The sequence below is a fragment of the Streptomyces europaeiscabiei genome, assembly GCF_036346855.1.
GTDB lineage: Bacteria > Actinomycetota > Actinomycetes > Streptomycetales > Streptomycetaceae > Streptomyces > Streptomyces europaeiscabiei.
Genome location: NZ_CP107841.1, coordinates 1,238,374 through 1,258,156 on the forward strand (window position 1 = coordinate 1,238,374; position 19,783 = coordinate 1,258,156).

A 19,783-nucleotide genomic window follows, 5' to 3' on the forward strand; every position below is an offset into this window, starting at 1 on the left:
GAAGGAACCTCCATGAACGACACCGGCCCCCGGTCGACCGCCATCGCCCGCGCCCAGGACGGCATCGCGCTGTCCTACCAGCGCCAGGGCTGCGGATATCCGCTCGTCCTCCTGGCCGGGCAGGCGAACAATCACCACTGGTGGGACGCCGTACGCGGGGACTTCCACGCCACGCACTCCACCATCACCCTCGACCAGCGCGGCACCGGTGACAGCGACAAGCCACGAGGGCCCTACTCCACGCAGCAGTTCGCCGAGGATGTCATCGCCGTCCTCGATCACGCGGGCGTCGAGCGGGCCGACGTCTACGGCACCTCCATGGGTGGCCGCGTGGCCCAGTGGGTGGCCGCCCGCCACCCGGACCGCGTGCGGCGGCTCGTCCTGGGCTGCACCTCGCCAGGCGGCCCGCACGCCGTCGAGCGCGACAGGTCCGTACGACGGGCCCTGGCCCAGCCGGACCCGGAGGCCGCCCGGCAGGCGCTGACCGACCTGATGTACTCCCCCGCCTGGCGCGCCACCCACCCCGGCCCGTACACCACCCTCGGCGATTCCGGCATGCCCCCGCACGCCCGCCACGGCCATCTGATCGCCAGCAACGGGCACGACGCCTGGGAGGCCCTTTCCCTCATCGCCGCGCCCACCTTGATCCTGCACGGCGACCAGGACCGGCTCACTCCGCCGGACAACCTCCCCCTGCTCGCCGCCCGCATACCCGACGCCCGGACGCATCTGTTCCCTGGCGCCCGCCACGCCTACTTCGAGGAATGCCGCACGGAGGCCGGTCCGCTCGTCGAGGCGTTCCTCGGCGAAGGCGAACGGTCGTAGCCGAACCACGGGCCATCGAGGCCCGCGGCTCCAGCTATGCGAGCAAGGCATGCGGATATCACGCATTTCTATTGTCCAACCTCATCCATCAGCATCCATGATGTGTGGCACCTTGAGCCGACCGATCAGCGGAGTCGCTACGGATGAGCCAGACACATGCCCCGGCACCCTCCTGGCAGGAGGACGTGTTCACCGCGCTGAAGAAGCACGGAGTCCAGCAGATCGCCTACGTCCCGGACTCCGGTCACTCCCACACCATCCGTGAGGCCCGACGCGATCCCGCCATCCACGACGTGGTACTGACCACCGAGGAGGAGGGGGTCGCCGTGGTCAGCGGGGCGTGGCTGGGCGGTCAGCGGGCGGTGCTGCTGATGCAGAGCAGCGGCGTCGGCAACTGCGTCAACATGTTCTCCCTGCCGCAGATGGCCCGGTTCCCCTTCCTCACGCTGGTGACGATGCGCGGCGAGTACGCCGAGTTCAACCCGTGGCAGAGCCCCATGGGCCGCACCACCCAGCAGGCACTCGAACTCATGGGCATCACCGTCCTGCGGGCCGACGACCCCGAGGACGTCGCGGAGACCGTCGAGGCCGCCCTGGACTCGGTGTTCGAGGCCGGTGAGCGCGTCGCCGTGCTCCTCGGACAGAAACTGATCGGCCGCAAGAAGTGGGAGCGCAACTGATGACCGCCGCTCCCCCCCGCCTCGACCGGCGCCGCTTCGTCGCCGACCTGATCGGCCGCCTCCCCGAGGACGCCCTGATCGTCACCGGCCTCGGCTCGCCCAGCTACGACGTGTTCGCCGCCGGCGACCGCCCCGGCACGTTCTACCTCTGGGGCGCGATGGGCGCTGCCGCCCCGCTCGCCCTCGGCCTCGCCCTGGCCCGGCCGGACCGCCCGGTCGTCGCCATAACCGGCGACGGCGAACACCTCATGGGCATCGGCGCCCTGGCCACCATCGGGGCCGTACTCCCGCCCAACCTGACGGTCGTGGTGCTGGACAACGCCCACTTCGGCGAGACCGGTATGCAGCCCAGTCACACCGGGCTCGGCACCGACCTCATGGCTGTCGCCCAGGGCTTCGGCATCCGCGATGTCGTGCGGATCACCGACGCCGACCGGACGGAGGACCTCGCCCTGCGGATCAAGGCGCGCGCGGCGACGACGTACGCGCAGGTGCTGATCACCACCGACGAGCCGCCGCGCGCCCTGCCGCCCCGCGACGGCGTCGCCAACAAGAACTCCTTCCGCGCCGCACTCGGTCTGAGCACCTTCTAGCTGACAGGACTCTCCATGCAGCGCTACGAGATGTTCATCGACGGGGAGAACCGGAAGCCCGGCGCGGGTGAATGGTTCCCCACCGACAACCCCTACCTGGGCACCCCATGGGCCGAGATCGCCAAGGGCACCGCGGAAGACGTCGACGACGCCGTCCGAGCTGCCCACCGCGCCCTGCACAGCGGCCCCTGGTCCGAACTCACCGCCGGCGCCCGCGGCTCGCTGCTCCGGCGGCTCGGCGACACCATCGCCGCGAACGCCCGCCGCCTCGCGGAGACCGAAGTCCGCGACAACGGCAAGCTGTTCACGGAGATGTACGGCCAACTTACCTACGTGCCGCAGTGGTTCCACTACTACGGCGGGCTCGCCGACAAGATCGAGGGCACCGTCCCCCCGTTGGACAAGAAGGGCTACTTCGCCTACACGAAGAAGGAGCCCGTCGGGGTCGTCGCGGTCATCACCCCGTGGAACTCCCCGCTGTTGCTGCTTGCCTGGAAGATCGCCCCGGCCCTGGCCGCCGGCTGCACGGTGGTGGTCAAACCGTCGGAGTTCGCCTCGGCCTCCACCCTCGAACTGGTCCGGCTCCTCCACGAGGCGGGACTGCCGCCCGGCGTGGTCAACGTCGTCACCGGCTTCGGCGAGGACGTCGGCGCCGCCCTCGTCGAGCACCCCCTCGTCCGCAAGATCACGTTCACCGGCTCGGACACCACCGGCCGCCGCATCAACGAGGCCGCCGCACGCGGCTTCAAGCGCGTCAGCCTCGAACTCGGCGGCAAGTCGCCCAACATCGTCTTCGCCGACGCCGACCTGGACGCCGCTGTGAACGGCGCCGTCTCCGGCATCTTCGCCGCCACCGGGCAGACCTGCATCGCCGGCTCCCGGCTCCTGGTGCAGCAGAGCGTGCACGACGAGGTCGTGGGCCGCCTGGTCGACCTCGCGCGCACCGCCCGGATGGGTGACCCGATGGACGAGGCAACCCAGGTCGGACCCATCACCACTGCGGCCCAGTACGCCAAGGTCCTCGACTACATCGACATCGCTCAGCGCGAAGGCGCCCGGCTCGCCCTCGGCGGCAAGGCCGCGGACGACGGAGGCCGGTTCGTCGAGCCGACCGTCTTCACCGGCGTACACAACAGCATGCGCATCGCCCAGGAGGAGGTCTTCGGTCCCGTCCTCGCCGTGATCCCCTTCCACGACGAGGACGAGGCCGTCACCCTCGCCAACGACAGCCGCTACGGCCTCGGCGCCGGCGTCTGGACCAGCGACATCGGCCGCGCCTTCCGCATGACCGACCGCATCCGCTCCGGCACCGTCTGGGTCAACACCTACCGCGCGGTCAGCTACCTGACGCCCTTCGGCGGCTTCAAGGACTCCGGCATCGGCCGCGAGAACGGCATCGGCGCCGTCACGGCGTACCTGGAGGACAAGAGCGTCTGGATCAACACCGGCGCGGCCAGCGGCAATCCGTTCGTCCTGCGCTGAAAGGCCCCACAAAGACATCTCCCCGGCGGCACGAGCAACGGAGCTTCCCATGTCGCAGTCCAGCACCCCTGTCCCCGCACCGACCCGGGTCACCGCCAACGTCGTACGTGGCTGTCTGGGCAACCTCGTCGAGTGGTACGACTGGTTCATCTACGCCACGTTCAGCATCTACTTCGCGTCCGTGTTCTTCCCCAAGGGCAACCAGACGGCCCAGCTCCTGTCCACAGCGGTCGTCTTCGCCGTCGGCTTTCTGATACGTCCGCTCGGCGGCTGGCTGCTCGGCGCATACGCCGACCGGCACGGCCGCCGCCAGGCACTGACCCTGTCGGTCACACTCATGAGCATCGGCTCGCTGACCATCGCGTTCACCCCCTCCCACGACGCCATCGGCCTCTGGGCACCGGCCCTCCTGGTGCTGGCGAGGCTCGCCCAAGGACTTTCCGTCGGCGGCGAGTTCGGCTCCAGCGCCTCCTACCTCGCCGAGATCGCCCCGCCCGGCCGACGGGGCTTCTACTCCAGCTTCCAGTACGTGTCCATCGTGCTCGGCCAGCTGGCCGCGCTGCTCGTGATGATCGTGCTGCAGAACCTGCTGACCGAGGGCCAGTTGCAGAGCTGGGGCTGGCGCATCCCCTTCGTGATCGGCGCCGTCTCCGGACTGGTCGTGATGTACCTGCGCCGCACCATGGAGGAGTCGCAGCACTTCCAGGAGGAACAGGCGAAAGCCGCCGCGCAGGAGCCGGACGCCAAGGAGCGCAAGGGGTTGCGGGCTCTGTTCGCCGAGTACCCGCGCCAGCTGATCGCCGTGTTCGGGCTGGCCATCGGCGGCACCGTCGCCTTCTACACCTACACCACCTACCTGCAGAAGTACCTGGTGAACACGGCGGGCATCCCCAAGTCGACGGTCTCCGTCATCGGCTTCGCCGCCCTGTTCGTGTTCATGCTGCTCCAGCCTGTGGCCGGCCATCTGTCCGACCGCGTGGGTAGACGCCCGGTGATGCTCGTCTTCTGCGTCGGCGGCATGCTGCTCACCGTCCCGATCATGACCGTCCTCGGCCACACCGGTAGTCCGTGGATCGCCTTCCTGCTGATGACGATCGCCCTCACCTTCGTCAGCTGCTACTCGGCCCTGGCCGCCATCATCAAGGCGGAGATGTTCCCCACCAAGGTCCGGGCCCTGGGAGTCGGCCTCCCGCACGCCCTGGTCGCCGCCACCTTCGGCGGGATGACCGAACCCATCGCCCTGGGCCTCAAGAACAGCGGCCACGAGACGGTCTTCTTCTGGTACGTCACCGGGTGCATCGCGCTGACCTTCCTGGCCACCCTCCTCGTACCCGAGCCGTCCCGCACCTCGCTTCTGGAAACCGCCGAGACCCCCGCCTCCCGTCCCCGGCCGAAGACGGCACCGCTCGCCTGACCACAGCCCAGCCGCACGCCAGACCTCAAGGACAGAAGGACGATGCAGCCCACCCCACCCCCGCTCAGCACCTACGTGGAGTCGTGGACTCCGGGGCCGGTCGAGGAGGAGGACCTGCTGGGCCCCGGCACGGCGGCGGCCCTGTCGGCGGTCCTGAACCTCCCCGGCCCCGGCCCGAAGGCCGACGAGCCGCTCCCTCCGCTGTGGCAGTGGCTCTACTTCCTCAACTGGCCCGCCGGGCGGGAACTCGGCGCCGACGGCCACCCCTCGAACGGCCACTTCCTGCCGCCCCTTCCCCACCGGCAGCGCATGTGGGCGGGCGGCCGCTGCGAGATCACCGAGCCGCTCCGCCTCGGCGTACCCGCCGAACGTCACAGCTCCCTCGCCTCCGTGACCGCCAAGCGGGGGCGCACCGGGGAGATGCTGTTCGTCACCGAGCGCCGCGAGTTCCGCCAGCACGGGCGGACCTGCCTCGTGGAGGAGCAGGACATCGTCTACCGCTCCGGACGCAGCGCCGGACAACACCCTTCCGGCGTCGACGAGTTGCCCCGCCCTCACGGGGACGAGCCGTGGCAGCTTCCCCTGCACCCCGACCCTGCCCTGCTCTTCCGCTTCAGCGCCCTGACCGCGAACGCCCACCGCATCCACTACGACGCCCCGTACTGCCGGGGTGAAGAGGGCTACCCCGGACTCGTCGTCCACGGCCCCCTGCTGGCCCTGCTGATGCTGGAACTCGCCCGCCGTCACGCCCCCGACCGACAGGTGCGCTCCCTGTCGTACCGGCTGCGTCGGCCCGTGTTCGCCGGTGAACGCCTCCTGGCCTGCGGCACGCCCCGCGGCGACCGTGCCGAACTGCGCATCGCCACCCACCGGGAGGAACGGCACGCCGAGGCGGAGGTGACCTTCGCATGATCCCGGTCCTGTCCGCCCGCAGCCTCCTCTTCGTGCCGGGAGACCGGCCCGACCGCTTCGACAAGGCCGCCGCCTCCGGCGCCGACGTGGTGATCATCGACCTCGAGGACGCGGTCGCCGCCGAGGACAAGGACCGCGCCCGCGACAACGCCGCGGCCTGGCTCGCCCTCGGCAACCGCGCGATCGTACGGATCAACGCGCCCGGGACCCGGTGGTCCGAGGCCGACCTGCGCGTGGCCGCCGACCACGGCTGCCCGGTCATGGTGCCCAAAGCGGAGGACTCCGCCGTACTGGCAGAACTGGCTGCCCGGACGGCCGGCCGATGCGACCTCGTCCCACTCGTCGAGACCGCACTCGGCGTGGAACGGGCGCGCGAGGTGTGCGCCACACCGGGCGTCGCCCGTGCCGCCTTCGGCAACGTCGACCTGGCCACCCAGCTCGGCGTCGCCCAGGACGATCACACGGCCCTGGCCCACGCCCGCTCCAGACTGGTCGTCGCCTCGGCCGCGGCGAACATCGCCCCACCCGTCGACGGCGTCACCACCGCCGTACGGGACCTGGACAGGCTCGGCGCCGACATCGAACACGCCCGACGGCTGGGCTTCACAGGCAAACTCTGCGTCCATCCGCACCAACTCCATCCCGTGACCGAAGGGTTCGCCCCCTCGGCCGAGGAAGTGCGGTGGGCCCGCGCGGTCCTCGGCGCCGGGGAGGCGGTCACCACGGTCGACGGGCAGATGGTCGACAAGCCTGTGCTGGAACGCGCACGACGCGTCCTGGCACTGGTCCACGGACCGCACCGCGCAACCTGACAGGGCTGGCGCTCCGAGCGCGGGTGCGACGAAGTTCGACGCACGTGCCGGGCCGCGGCGGCGGAGTCGGTGTGGTTCACGTGTGCTTGCGCCGCCTCGCTCGTGAGGCTGACTATGGCCAGGTGGCCGGGACCGCACATTGCCCCTCGCGACGGGCGTGGCCCAAGGACGGGTTCCAGGCGCCATCTTTGAGAAGCCCGTCCTGAGGATCGGCGAGTTACGCCGCCTCGCATTGAGTCTTTCCCAGTAAGCGCCCGTCGCTCGGCGTGATCACGATGCTGGTGCCGCGGCCCGTGAGCTCCCCAAGTCCGGGCAGGCGTAAGGCCCCTGGTAGGAACGATCTTGCGAAGGAAAGTTCTGAACAAGGGGTCTCACGTGCCGATCAGTGTCACATATACCGCCACGCTCGACGTGAAGCGGTCCACCGCCGAGCACCTGGCCCGGCTACTGCGCGACCACCGAACCGTGGTCAAGACCCGCAGGGGGCGGCGTGTGCTGAGCTGCTTCAAGCAGTCGGTAGTCATCCTGCGCTGGTTCCTCGACGGTACCCGTCTGTCCCAACTCGCCCGCGACAACGGTCTGTCGACCTCCACCGCCTACCGGTACCTCCACGAGGGGCTGACCGTGCTGGCCTCCGGAGCCCCGGACCTCGCGACCGCACTGGAACGCGCGAAAGCGGCCGGGCTGACGCATCTGAACCTGGACGGCACCGTCATCCGCACCGACCGCGTTGCCGCCCCCGGTCCCAACGGCGCGGACCTGTGGTGGTCCGGAAAACACAAGCACCACGGAGGAAACATGCAGGTCATCGCTACCCCGGATGGCTGTCCGATCTGGGTCTCGCTCTGCGTGAGCTGGCCGAGGCCACCGACGAGTACGAGCGCGCGAAAAAACACCGCCGCCAGCCCGCTGCCGCCAGGAACCCGCGAGAAGATCACTGCGCTGGCCGCCGACTTCCCCCGCCTGTGGAACGACCCGGCCACCCCTATGCGTGAACGCAAGCGCATGGTCCGACTCCTGCTCACCGACGTCACCCTCACCAAGACCGACCACATCCGTCGGCGTCGTCCTGCGCGGCGGCCAAGGCCACCAGCTCACGCTGCCCCGCCCGCTGAACTGCTGGGAACTGCGGCAGACCGCCCCCGCCGTCGTGGCCGTCCTGGACGAGCTGCTGGAAGAGCACACACTGACGCCCAGACCGCCGAGCTCCTCAACGAGCGAAACCTGACCAGCGGCACCGGCAGCCCGTTCACACCCGGCATCGTCGTCCACCTGCGAAACGCCTACCGCCTACGCATCCACCGCCAACGACTGCTCGACTCCGGACTGCTGACCGTCTGCGAACTCGCCCGACACCTCGATGTCCACTTCCAAACCGTCAAGCACTGGCGCCGGGACGGCATCATCACCGGCGTCCTGGCCAACGACAAGGGCGAGTACCTCTACCCCCTGCCCGGCCCCGACCTGGTCCGGCCGATCATCGGCCGACCACGGAAATCCGTCCTCGATCCCGACCACTGTGCAACGACCCGATGATGTGCAGTGTGATGACAGATGTTTGGCCAACGGGTCGCGGGGCCGGCACAGGATCACCTTGCAGGCCGGCAGCCCGGCCAGCGCCGCGAACTCATGACCGAGCACGGCCCGCCCCTCCTGGCGGCGTCCGATGGCCGGCTCGTTGTCCCAGACCAGCGCACGGGGCACCGCATTCCAGCCGGACAGCAGGTCCCAGTGCCCGCTCACGAGATCGGCGGCCTGCCTCGACGGCAGCATCCGCGCGGCGATCATCCGGGAATAGCCGGACACGATCACCAGCACTCACAGTCGCCGGACAGGCCGTCGAAGTCGAGGCGCCCCATCACCTTCCGATAGTCCACGGAGACCACCGAGTCGGGCAGAAGGATCGGCAGGGGAACTTCGTCCTCGTAGATCTTCTCGGCGTCTGCCGAGTACCGGATGTAGGGCAGCAGCACGGAGCTGTACATCGCCTCTGCCGCAGCCGTGGCGCGGCGGGCCGCCACCTGGTCCTTCCAGGTCAGCGGCGACGTGCCGGTGAGGATCAAGTGCTTGAGTGTCGGCCGGCCGGGGACGGACCGGCTGCCGCGCTCCTTGTCGCGGACTCGCTCCAGTTCGTCCGTGAGCCGCTTGACCAGCTTGACGGCCTTGGGGTCGGCCTTGATCGACGGAATGACGGAGTCCAACTCGTCCAGCATGCGCAGCACGGAGTAGGCCATCTTGCCGTAGCTCGCCGGGAAGTCCACGTAGAAGACCGAGTCGATGCCTTCGTAGGAGCGCAGGATCTCGGCGAACCAGTCGTTGCGGTCCGCGTCCTCTGCGATGGCGAGGTCCGCGCCGGCCATGGTGGGGCTGCCGGGCACGACGCGCAGGTTCTCGATGGGCTCGAAGTCCTCTTCGGGGTCGTCGCCGTCGCCGACGCGATAGCGGGCGGGCAGCGCGACCTCGTCCAGGGTGGCCCTGCCGTAGAGCAGGTCGATCGCGGTCTTCTTGCCCTTGAGGGCGGTCTCGTCGTAGCCGAGGACGGTGGTCGCCGACATGTTGCTGTCGAGGTCGAAGACGACGCCTGGGAAGCCGTCCAGGGCGGCAATGACGGCCATGGACGTGGCGCTGGTGGTCTTGGTGGACCCGCCGCCTTCGATGATGTACGCCCAGATGAGGGGCCAGTTCCGGCCCGGGGGGCGGAAGGAGGAGTCGACGGTGTGGAGCCACCACATAGACAACAGCTCCAGCTCCAGGGTGTCCCCGCTGCGGTCCGTGTCGGTGTACAGGACCTCTTCGGGAGCCACTTCGGGCTTGGACTTGGTGCTTTCACGCTTGGGCCGCGGGAGCCCGCCTGCCATGAGATCTCCAGGACTGCGGTGGGCACGGGGGGCGAGACTAGCGTTTACGGACCCTTCCCCGCCCAGATTTTGCGCTGGATGCGGCGGGAGGTGGCTTGCTCCTGGATGGCGGGGTGGATCGACAACGCCGCGTTGACGCTTCGGTGTTGGCCCGGGTGTCGCGCGTTTCCACTGGAAACGCAAAAAGGGCCCTGGCCTCCAAAGTGATGGAGGCCAGGGCCCTCGTCTTCGCGTGCTCAGCCGCGTCAGGCTGCCCGGGTGGCGGGGCTGCCCGCGTCGGGGTTGGGGATGTCGGCGGCGGTTGCCGATGCGGCTGGGTGTCGCATGGCGGTGATCGGGACGGCGCCGGGTTCGGTGTCGGGTGCTCAGACCATTCGCCAGGTGTCGTCCCACTCGCAGCCACAGCCGTGGTCTGGGTGGGGGTGCCGTAAGAACACGCCCCACGTCAGAACGGCTCGCGGAATGCGCGGAATGAGCACCGAGGGGTCGTCGCCCGGGTACAGGTGCAGGTTCCGCCATCCGTGGACCCGGGCCATGTATGCGGCGGCGGCCTCGATGGTGTCATCCCACCGATGGTGACCGAGCTCGAGGAACGCGATCGGGTACAGGTGATCGTCGGCGGGGTCGACGGCCGGACCGGAGCTACCTCAGGTGCCCAGAGTCGGGGACTACCACCAAGGGGTGCAGGTGATGCCGCTGACGGGGGAGGCGCTGGTCACCTGCGCGCAGACACGGAAGGCCCGACTCGCCGAGCTGCTGGTCGGGTAGGCCGGGGTCGTGATCCTGGCGCCCCTCGCGGTCGTGGTGAACGGGCCGCACTGGATACACGAATTCTTGCCGTCGTTGGTGACATCCATCCAGACCGATCCGATGGCACCGGCGCCCCATGTGCTGGAGTTGGTGCTCAGGACACCCCACCCCATCGCTCTGCCGCCGACGTTGCCGGTGTGCATGTCGTAGGAGGCGACGGCCCACGGCCTGCCGCCGAAGTTGGCGATCACTGCCCCCGCCCCCGCCACACCGCGACCGCTGACGCAGCGTCGTGATCCATTACTGGGAAAGGCTCATTGTGAGACGAGATCAGACCTTCTCCATATAAATGGCTTGCCCTTTAAGGGTGCCCACTCCATGCCGGAGCCCCAGCCTCTCGCCTCTCAGGAATTCCAGCATCCAGGGAACGTGATTTGAGCGAGGAGTCCAGAACGAGACGCAAGCCAAGCAGTATATAGCTGAGGCGCGCCGGAACTCTTCCCTGCCCGGAGGAATTCCATGCGCAATCCGTCGCCAACTCCACCTGACTACATTCCGTCTCTTCCGGGGTCATCGAGCTCTCCACCGGAAGGGGGATCGGCCGCGGAGAGGTCGGGATATCAAAAATCCCTGAAGAATCGTCAGATCCAGATGATCGCGATCGGTGGCGCCATCGGAACGGGTCTCTTCATGAGGGCCGGGGCGGACGCCTGAACCAGGCGGGCCCGTCCCTCATCCTCATCTACGCCGTCTGCGGGTTCTTCGCTTTCCTCATGCTTCGGGCGATGGGCGAAATGATTCTGCACCGTCCGTCATCTGGGTAGGTTCGTCTCGTACGCCCGTGAGTTCTACGGCGAGAAGGCGGCGTACACCGCCGAGGAGGTCATCCCGGCGACCTGGACCGGCACCACCGTCCAGATAGGTGGCGGCATCCATCTCCTGCTCACGGTCTTGAATCATCCGTGCCGCGACCTTCGCGCTGATCGACGTTTCGCATGAGCCAGTTGATGGCACCCCGCCGTGGTCGACGAACCAGATGACAGGTGCGTCATAGTGGGACGCGGAGCCTCCGATCGGAAAGCAGAGCAGGCGCGTAGTGATCCAGGTCATCGCCTACGAGGTGTAGTCGGCCTTCGTTGAGATGGTGCTGAAGGCCCCAAGACAAATGAGTCTGGACTGCCGTAGAGCACCAGGTATTTGTTTCCCCTCGCCGATCCCCGTCCCTGATCCGCTGATGGGGACGTCGCTGTGGGCAAGGTAGTCACGCCCTGCTCGCCGACTCGTTGAGCGTTGTGTCGATCGACGATCGGCGGAAGTCGGTGCGCCAGGCGTCGATCACCTCGCCGTGGTTGTTGGTGACGAGGTACTCGGGCCACCGGTCAAATGCCGAGCACGGGTGCGAGATCCCGAACTCGACGACATCCGTCACCTCGAGATTCCGTGCGTCGGAGAGCACCGTGTGGTGGTCGTACAGCGCACTGACGCGTCCGTGGACATCCGCCTTCGCCTGTCCGGCGGCCGTGCTGGCGGACAGAAGGATCGGCGTCTGGGTGTCGTAGGGAAGGTCGCGCTTCCCGGCTCCGACCACGGCGGTGCCGTCCTCGGCGGCGGACACGACGACCGCGCGCACGGCCAGCGCTGGGACGAGGCCGGGAATCGGGCTCACCCGGGCGTAGACACCGTGATCGTGCGTGACGTAGCAACCGGACCTGAGCAACCGGATGGTGCCCGGAACGTCGTCGTTCATCGGGAGGAAGTCGACGACACGGTCAGGAAAGGCCGATCCACCCATCGAGTACACTGGGCGGTCGGTCTCGAAGAGTCCGGCGACATCGAGGTAGACGTCGCGGACCCGGCGGCAGTGTTCGTCCACGGCCGCAAGCGTTTCGTCGGTCCTTGTGTTCGGGGCGACGCCCTCGTACCCGGCGACTCCCACGAGCCGAAGTCCGGGAGTCGCTCGGACGAGCTCCGCTGTGCGGCGGGCCTGCCTCGGGTCACGGATACCGGTGCGGCCACCCGGGGTGCCAACGTCCAGAAGCACTTCAAGAGCGGGACCGTGCGCGCCGAACACCTGCTTCGCCGCGGCGATCCCGGCCGCGGAGTCGACGAAGCACCGGATGCTCCGTTCCGTCTCGCCGGTGAGCCAGGTCCGAAGTCGTGCCAGTCCGAACGGGTCGACGATCTGATTCGCGACGAGGACGGTGTCGTGTCCCCAGCCGAGCACGGTCGCGACCTGGTCGACGGTGGCCACGGTGACGCCGACGGCGCCGGCCGCGATCTGTCGTTCGATGATGGGAGCGGACATCGTCGTCTTGACATGGGGGGCGAGCGCGACGTCATGGGTCTTGCACCAGTCGGCCATGACGCGGATGTTGTGATCGAGGGCGGCGGCGTCGAGACGCAGTTGGGGGTATGCGGCGGGAATCACGGCTGTTCCTTCGGGTGGCTGCTCGGCAGGGCGTCAGCGCCAGTGGACGGACTCACGGCTCACAGCGCGCTCGGTGCCCGGGCCGGCATGGGCTCCTCGCGGGCGGCGTTTCGCGACGACATCCGGTAGCCGCCGATGAGAACCGCTGCCCAGACCGGCAGGGCGTACAAGGCGATGCGCTGGCCCTCGTCGAACGCGAGGAGAACCGTCAGGGCTGCGAGGAAGGCGAGAGTGGCCCAGCACAGGGCCTTGGCGTAAGGGAGCCGGAACGTACTCGCGGGTGCCTCACCGCGTTCGACGCGACGCCGGTAGACGAGGTGGCAGACGACGATGACCCCCCAGCTCCAGATTCCTCCCAGGGTGGCGACCGACGAGATGTACGAGAACGCCTTCTCCGGGACGATCGCGTTGACCGCGACGCCGACGAGCATCAGAGTGCCGGAGGCGATGATGGCGGCCGCAGGCACGTGACCACGGCTGGTCTTCTTGAACACCTTGGGCGCGAGCCCGTCCGCGGCGAGCTTCTTGAGCAGGCGTCCGTTGCTGTACAGCCCGGCGCTGCACGCCGACAGGGCGGAGGCGAGGACAACGAAGTTCATGACGCCGGCGGCCGCGGGAAGACCGATCTGGGAGAAGCTCTTGACGAAGGGGCTCTCGTCCGCGCTGAACTGGTCCCAGGGGAACAGTGACATCAGCACGATCAGGGTGCCGACGTAGAAGATCCCGATACGCCAGGGTACGGAGTTGATCGCCTTCGGTATCACGGTCTCCCGGTCCTTGGTTTCGGCCGCGGTCATGCCGATGAGTTCTACGCCCTGGTAGGAGAAGACCACGATCTGGAAGGCCAGAAGGACCGCGAGCAGCCCGTGCGGGGCGATGCCTCCGTGATTCCAGAGGTTCTCGATCCCGCCTGTCCGGCCGGCTTCGCCGACGCCGAAGGCCAGGGCGAAGATGCCGCCGCCGATCAGGGCGAGGATGGTGACGACCTTGATCGATGCGAACCAGAATTCTGCCTCTCCGAAGAATCCGACCTTGGCCAGGTTCAATCCGACGAGTGCGAGCAGGGCGATCAGTGCCGTGAGGTATTGCGGCATCGACGGGAACCAGAACTTGACGAAGACCCCCGCCGCGGTGAGCTCGGCCATCCCGATGATGGTCCACGTGATCCAGTAACCCCAGCCGGTGACGAAGCCATATGCGGGGCCCAGGAACTCGCGGGCATACTCGGCGAAGCTCCCCGAGACGGGCCGGTACATCAGCAGCTCGCCGAGGGCACGCATGATGATGAAGATGAACACACCGGTGACTGCGTAGACGCCGATCAGGGCGGGCCCGGCGTAGGAGATGCCTTTCCCGGATCCGAGGAAGAGCCCGACTCCGATGGCACCGCCGATCGCGATCATGCGGATGTGCCGCTTGTTGAGTCCTTGCGCGAGGCCGTCCTCGTTCGCCCCACCGGGGGAGCTGACGACTGTCATGATGTGTCCTCTTTCATGATCGGTATTCGGATTGAGGCGTTATGGGTCGACGGGGGCAGCCATGGCGGACCGCGCCGGGCGTCGCTAGGTCGGGTCCGGCTGGGTATGGGGGTCAGGCAACCTCGACGATGAGTTCGACTTCGACGGGGGCGTCGAGTGGCAGTTCGGCGACGCCGACAGCCGAGCGCGCGTGTGTACCGGCATCGCCGAAAACGCTCGCGAGCAGATTCGATGCGCCGTTGACGACGTCGGGCTGGCCGGTGAACTCGGCGGCGGAAGCGACGAACCCGGTCACCTTCACGACCCGTACGACGGCGTCGAGGCCGACGAGGGCATCTATCGCGGCAAGTGCGTTCAGAGCGCATATTTCCGCTGCCCTCGACGCGTCCGCCACCGAAACGTCGCGGCCGACCTTTCCCGGTCGTTCGATCGATCCCCGCACCGACGGCAACTGGCCAGAGGTGTAGACCAGGTCACCGGCCCGTACCGCCGGAACATAGACACCGATCGGCGTGACCGTCGACGGCAGTTGCAACCCGAGCGCGGCGAGGTTGTCCACCCATGACGACATCGACGACGCGGACGCAGTGCTCCGCGCGTGGTCGGATGCACCGTTGGTGGATGGTGTCGCGAGCATGTGAACACTGCCTTCTTTCGGGGTGGGGCTGTCTACGTGCATCAGCGTGCTGTGCGTCACCACGACGTGCATCGTGCGGCTGCACCAATCACGGCCGATGAGTGGTGTGGATTCATGAACGACGTACCGTTGGGGCAGCGGGAAGCAAGCGGAGGGTGCCGATCATGACCAGCCCTGGAGCCAGGCTCGACAACGTCGTGAGCAGGCTCGTCGGCACCCTGCTGGAGGTTCTTGCGGGGAGCGTCGACGGAAGTGCGTTGATCACGGACGTCGTCGTCGACGATCCGCGGGAACAGGCGCCGGTTCGCCCCGGGGCCATGCTTCTGTGCACCGCCGCCGACGTCCGAGATCTGCCGACGTTGCTCGATCGTGCGGTCACACGTCAGGCGCCCGCCCTCGTGGTACGTGCGCCGCTGGATCTCGAGCCGGAGCTGCGTGCTCGCATCGAACGCAGCGGTGTGGTCCTGCTCGGCCTCGCCGGCGGAGCAACGTGGGCACAGTTGGTCGTTCTGCTCCGCTCGCTGCTCTCCAGCAGTGGGAGCGGTGAGGAACTGCTGGCCGGAATGCCCGCGGAAGACTCGTTCGCCCTGGCCAACGCGATCGGATCACTACTCGACGCGCCGATCACCATCGAAGATCGCGACTCACAGATTCTGGCGTTCTCCGATCGCCAGAACGAGGCTGATCAAACACGGATCGAGACGATTCTCGGACGGGGCGTCCCTCAGCACGCGCGCCTAGCGCAGGAACGAGCGGGCGTCTTCAAAAGGCTCTACGCCGGCGAGAAACCGATCTTCATCGACACCCCGCGGATCGAAGGAGTGCCAGGTCTTCCGCGCGTGGCGATTGCTGTACGCGCAGGTGACCAAGTACTCGGTTCGATCTGGGCGGCTGTCGCCGGGCCCTTGAGCGACGAGAAGGAGCAAGTACTCGTCGATGCCGCGAAAGTTGTTGCGCTGCAGCTGCTGCGGCACCGTATCGGTACGGACATCGACCGGCAGATTCGCGCGGACCTCGTCGCAACCGCATTGTCGGCAGACGCCCCGGCGTCGGGCGCGATCGAGCGTCTTGGGCTTGCGCACCGGACCGTGGCGGTGCTCGGACTGTCCCTTCCGCATGGGAACTCGACCGACACGGCGGCCGCCGGGCAGACGCGACGGCAGACCTTGGAACGGATCACCGACTCCTTCGCGTTTCACCTGTCGGTCGCGGTCCCCGGCGCGGTCGCCGCATTGGTCGGCGACGTGTGTTATGCGATCGTGCCGACGCCGATCCGGAAAGGAAAAGAAGACGTCACGGCCATGGCCCAGCGAGTTTCGAACGATTTCCTCGACCGTGCACGGGGCAGACCTGGAGGAGTGGAGATCGGCATCGGCCGCGAAGTCTCGTCGTCCGATCCGGCCGACCTCGCCCGCTCGCGGCACGACGCGGACAGAACCCTACGTGTCCTGCGCCAGGAACCGGCCGGCCGAGTCGCCACGGTCGCCGACGTCCAAGTCGACGCACTCTTGCTGGAGATCGGTGACCAACTGCGCAACGAGGGCGGACTGCTGGACGGCCCCATCGCCCGGCTGCGTCACCACGATCGAGAAAATGGAACCACGATGACGGAAACCGTGGCTCTATGGCTCGACCACCTCGGCAACACCCTGAACGCGTCTGCGGCCATGGATGTACATCCCAACACATTCAGATACCGCCTTCGTCGGGCGGCAGAAATCGCGCAACTGAACCTGGATGATCCCGACGAGCGCTTTGCGGCGATGCTCGAGTTCCGGCTCACTCGGCAACGACCGTCCGCGGAAGACAGCTGACCCACCGGCGCGGGCGCGATCGCCGTACCGGTGGAGCCGAGGAGGGTCGGCTCTCACCGGGACGTCACCGTGCACCAGGCCTCCGGCCTGTACGTTGCCTCAATCAGCCGGGCGAATGTGGATATCTGGCCACTGACGCACACGGCCGACGGGGGCGACGGCACCGGCTGTGAGGGCGAGGTACGTCGCCCTCACCTTCGATGACGCTCCGGTCACACGCGCGAGATGGACGTACATACTGAGCACTCCGGCCGCCCGCGGATTCCACTCGTGACGGTCGGCCACCCAGACGGGTCTCCGGCGGCGAATCAGTACGCGACGGTGATACGGCGCCGGGTCGGTGCGCTCTTCTCCACCTCGTCGACCAGCGCCACGGCGCAGTCCTCGGCACTGATGAAGCTGCTGCCGTCCTCCACGGTCAGCAGTTCGTCGCCGCCGAGCCGGAAGGTACCGGTGCACTCGCCAGGGCTATGTCGTCCAAGAGGATCTTCGCAGAGGTACTCCGCTTGTTTCCGGATGCGCTTCAGGTCGGGAGAGGCTGGAGGGTGGCGCGAGGACGGGTCACGGTCGTGCGTGGCCCTGCACCGTGCCGCGCGCGGAGTGGGCCAGCAGCTTGGTCACGAGCTCGCGAGGATCAGCCGCTCGACCGGGGTGAGCGGCTCCACTAGGTCGGCGGTGACCTGCGGGACGTGCACGGCGAGGGCGCGTTCCATCCGTTCGCGACCCTGCTGAGTGGCTTCCAGGAGCGCGGCCCGGCGGTCGTCGGGGTGGGGGTGGCGGGTGAGCAGCCCGGCCTCCTCCATGCGGGCGATCAGACGGGTCAGCCCGCCCGAGGTGAACGACAAATCCTCGGCCAGGCGGGCGCTGGTGGTCCGGTTCTCCCGGTGGCGGGCCAGACGCAGGAGCACCCCGAACTCGGAACCGCCCAGTCCGGCGGCCTCACTGATGATGCGCTCGGCCCGTCCGCCGATCGCATCCGTCAGCCGCAGGATGTCGCCGTACAGGACGACTGCCTTGTCGTTCAGCTTCTCACTCATGAAGCTGAAGATGCAGCTACTTTGAGCCTCTCCCCATGGCACATTAGTGAGGAATCATGCTGTATCACCAATCTTGAAGACTGGAATAAAGCTGCCGACACAGGTATCTTTCCTTCCGGCCAGTGCACTGAAGCACCGCACTGAAGGGGAACGTCCATGTCGGTCGGACGACGTCAGGTACTCGCCGCAGGTTCACTCATGGCCGCCGGGGTCACACTGGGCGCTGGAACGGGCTACGCCGCGGCGAACACGGTCCGCCCATGATCGTGTTACGAGCTCTGGGTGCGGCCAGGTGACGACCCATCAGAACGTGGAAAGCCGAGTCTTTTCGTCTGGGTGAAAAGGGGCCGTCGTCTCGCGCAGCCGCAACCGCAGCTGCAGCTGGGCCAGCAGCAGCTGATCGGCGTCATGGAAGTCCAGACCTGACACCTCCCTGATCCGGCGCAGCCGGTATCGCAAGGTGTTGACGTGCACCCGCAGTTGGGCAGCAGCGTCCTCGGTCAGGCATCCCGCGGCCAGGTAGGCGGCGAGGGTCTCGGTGAGGACGCCGTCTGGGCCGTCGTGCTCGGCGAGGCGGCGCAGCGGGCCGGTGGTCGGCGGCAGGCCGAGCGACTGGGCGACGTCGCCGAGGCGGTCGAGCAGCACCTGGAGTGCCGTCTCGTCGAGGGTGGCCACGGCGGGCGCCGAGCCCCCGGCACCGCGCAGGGCGCGCAGCACGGCGTCGGCCTGGGCCCGGACGGCGGGCACACGGCCGGGCTCGGCGGCGGGCCCGGCGACCGCGGCCAGATAGTCCCCTCCAGGCCCTCCCGGCGACCGGGAGACGAAGTCCGCGGCCAACGAGCGGGCCGCGGCCAGAATCTCGTCTCTGGACGGCTGCGGCCAGGCCACCAGCACGTACACCGCACGGTCGCCGCGCACGGCCACCGCCGAGGGGCGCACTGCGGTGAGGTAGAGCGTCAGGGCGTCCTCGAGCCTGCGAAGGCCGGCGGCTGCGACGGCGGCCTCTGCGGAGGCGGCGTCCGAGGCGGCGTCCGAGGCGATGTCCGAGGCGGTGTCCCGTGGGCGCAGGCCCACGGCGATCAGGCACAGGGCCCCGGTGTGCAGCTGGAGCTCACGGGCCGCGCCCTCCCCGGCCGGGCCTCCGGCGAGCACTGCCGCGGCCAGTTCGCGGCGCTGCTGCCGGGCCCAGGCGGAGCCGTCGGAGCGGGTGTTGGCCAGGTGCAGGGCGACGACCGGGGCGAACAGTTCGAGCCATCGGGTGTGTTCTTCCGGCAGCGGGGCGGTGACGACCGCCCAGACGTAGCCGAGGACTTCGGAGTTGGCACGTACGGCAATCGCCACCCGGGGCAGGAGGCCCGGTTCGTACGATTCGATGTACACCGGCGCGGTGGAGGAGTGCAGCCGTTCGAAGGCGCCCTGCTCCGCGAGCTTGTGCAGCCGGCTCGGATGCACCGCGCGGCTGAGGATCGTCTCCACCCTCGATTCGTCCGTGTCGTCCTGTCCTGCCGACCAGGCCAGCACCGCCGAGGCCGCGTCCTCGATGGTGACCGGGGCCTGGATCATCGCGCTGACCGTGTTGGCCAGCGCGAACAGGTCGCTGGTGGCGCCCGCGGGCTCCCACTGCGCCCGCGAGTGGTCCAGCAGGCGCTGCCGCAGGATCGTCGCGACGTGCATCCATGAGGCGTCAGGGTTGACCTCGACGACCGGCACCGGGCAGTCGGCTGTCTCGGCGGGGACCGGTCCCTTCACTGCGAGGCCACGCGCACCGGCGCGCTGCGCGGCGCTGCCGAGGGTGAGCAGTTCTGCCCCCCGGGTCACGCCCACGCACAGCACCAAGCACCCCGCCTCCATTGCCTCCGCGTCGGCCGGGTCGTGAATGGCCACCCCGGCGAGGGGTTGGTCCGCGCCGCCCGGATCGACGGCGAGCCGCAGCAGGGGCTCACCGATGTCCTGGACGAGGCGGTGCAGGGTGGGGGCTTGCTCCATGGAGCCACCCTAGCCGAATTGTCGTAGACACCCACTCGACGACCTCATGTTTGACGCTCAGCACAAAACCTGGTGGG

The 19,783-nt window shown here is 68.3% G+C and carries 15 protein-coding genes and 2 pseudogenes; 10 read left to right on the forward strand and 7 right to left on the reverse strand.

Annotated features, from left to right (window positions below):
• Positions 1 to 12: 12 nt before the first annotated feature.
• The 8 genes and pseudogenes from OG858_RS05640 to OG858_RS05675 all read left to right on the forward strand — a co-directional run.
• Positions 13 to 825 (forward strand): alpha/beta fold hydrolase, encoded by an 813-nt coding sequence (locus OG858_RS05640; protein WP_327723402.1) that lies wholly within the window; start codon positions 13 to 15, stop codon positions 823 to 825.
• A gap of 143 nt (positions 826 to 968) precedes the next feature.
• The gene (locus tag OG858_RS05645) at positions 969 to 1,505 is read left to right on the forward strand and encodes a thiamine pyrophosphate-binding protein (protein ID WP_059081763.1); all 537 of its coding nucleotides are present in this window, start codon (positions 969 to 971) and stop codon (positions 1,503 to 1,505) included.
• Entirely contained in the window at positions 1,505 to 2,098 is a 594-nt protein-coding gene (locus tag OG858_RS05650) for a thiamine pyrophosphate-dependent enzyme (RefSeq protein WP_327723403.1), read from the forward strand. Before OG858_RS05645 ends, OG858_RS05650 begins: the two co-directional genes overlap by 1 nt.
• Positions 2,099 to 2,113: 15 nt before the next feature.
• Complete coding sequence (locus OG858_RS05655) at positions 2,114 to 3,580, forward strand: aldehyde dehydrogenase (protein WP_319315464.1); 1,467 nt, start codon at positions 2,114 to 2,116, stop codon at positions 3,578 to 3,580.
• Positions 3,581 to 3,629: 49 nt separating this feature from the next.
• Positions 3,630 to 4,994 (forward strand): MFS transporter, encoded by a 1,365-nt coding sequence (locus tag OG858_RS05660; RefSeq protein ID WP_086749659.1) that lies wholly within the window; start codon positions 3,630 to 3,632, stop codon positions 4,992 to 4,994.
• 42 nt (positions 4,995 to 5,036) lie between these two features.
• The gene (locus tag OG858_RS05665) at positions 5,037 to 5,906 is read left to right on the forward strand and encodes a hypothetical protein (protein ID WP_328545092.1); all 870 of its coding nucleotides are present in this window, start codon (positions 5,037 to 5,039) and stop codon (positions 5,904 to 5,906) included.
• Complete coding sequence (locus tag OG858_RS05670; protein WP_328545091.1) at positions 5,903 to 6,718, forward strand: HpcH/HpaI aldolase/citrate lyase family protein; 816 nt, start codon at positions 5,903 to 5,905, stop codon at positions 6,716 to 6,718. Before OG858_RS05665 ends, OG858_RS05670 begins: the two co-directional genes overlap by 4 nt.
• 375 nt (positions 6,719 to 7,093) lie before the next feature.
• A pseudogene (locus OG858_RS05675) lies at positions 7,094 to 7,561 on the forward strand (transposase family protein); the annotation flags it as partial.
• Positions 7,562 to 8,526: 965 nt separating this feature from the next.
• On the opposite strand, the gene OG858_RS05680 reads toward OG858_RS05675, so the two are convergent.
• Together OG858_RS05680 and OG858_RS05685 are read right to left on the reverse strand one after the other, a co-directional pair.
• Entirely contained in the window at positions 8,527 to 9,576 is a 1,050-nt protein-coding gene (locus tag OG858_RS05680; RefSeq protein WP_328545090.1) for a ParA family protein, read from the reverse strand.
• Positions 9,577 to 10,244: 668 nt separating this feature from the next.
• Positions 10,245 to 10,577, reverse strand: coding sequence for a hypothetical protein (locus OG858_RS05685; protein ID WP_328545089.1), 333 nt, complete (start codon positions 10,575 to 10,577; stop codon positions 10,245 to 10,247).
• Between the two features lie 400 nt (positions 10,578 to 10,977).
• Between OG858_RS05685 and OG858_RS05690 the strand changes: the two are divergent.
• Positions 10,978 to 11,241, forward strand: a pseudogene (locus OG858_RS05690) (amino acid permease); the annotation flags it as partial.
• Positions 11,242 to 11,587: 346 nt separating this feature from the next.
• Here OG858_RS05690 and OG858_RS05695 read toward each other — a convergent pair.
• The 3 genes from OG858_RS05695 to OG858_RS05705 all read right to left on the reverse strand — a co-directional run bounded on the left by OG858_RS05695 (position 11,588) and on the right by OG858_RS05705 (position 14,803).
• Complete coding sequence (locus OG858_RS05695) at positions 11,588 to 12,754, reverse strand: alanine racemase (protein ID WP_218779620.1); 1,167 nt, start codon at positions 12,752 to 12,754, stop codon at positions 11,588 to 11,590.
• 59 nt (positions 12,755 to 12,813) lie between these two features.
• Entirely contained in the window at positions 12,814 to 14,232 is a 1,419-nt protein-coding gene (locus OG858_RS05700; protein WP_086748393.1) for an amino acid permease, read from the reverse strand.
• A 112-nt stretch (positions 14,233 to 14,344) separates the two neighbouring features.
• Entirely contained in the window at positions 14,345 to 14,803 is a 459-nt protein-coding gene (locus OG858_RS05705; RefSeq protein ID WP_086748394.1) for a RidA family protein, read from the reverse strand.
• Between the two features lie 230 nt (positions 14,804 to 15,033).
• Here OG858_RS05705 and OG858_RS05710 point away from each other — a divergent pair, with 230 nt between their 5' ends.
• A complete protein-coding gene (locus tag OG858_RS05710; protein ID WP_328545088.1) occupies positions 15,034 to 16,683 on the forward strand; it encodes a PucR family transcriptional regulator in 1,650 nt (549 codons plus the stop codon).
• Positions 16,684 to 17,300: 617 nt separating this feature from the next.
• Here OG858_RS05710 and OG858_RS05715 read toward each other — a convergent pair.
• Positions 17,301 to 17,720, reverse strand: coding sequence for a MarR family winged helix-turn-helix transcriptional regulator (locus OG858_RS05715; RefSeq protein WP_328545087.1), 420 nt, complete (start codon positions 17,718 to 17,720; stop codon positions 17,301 to 17,303).
• A 303-nt stretch (positions 17,721 to 18,023) separates the two neighbouring features.
• Positions 18,024 to 19,706: a PucR family transcriptional regulator gene (locus OG858_RS05720; RefSeq protein ID WP_328545086.1), complete on the reverse strand. Its 1,683-nt coding sequence runs from the start codon at positions 19,704 to 19,706 to the stop codon at positions 18,024 to 18,026.
• Between the last annotated feature and the right edge of the window lie 77 nt (positions 19,707 to 19,783).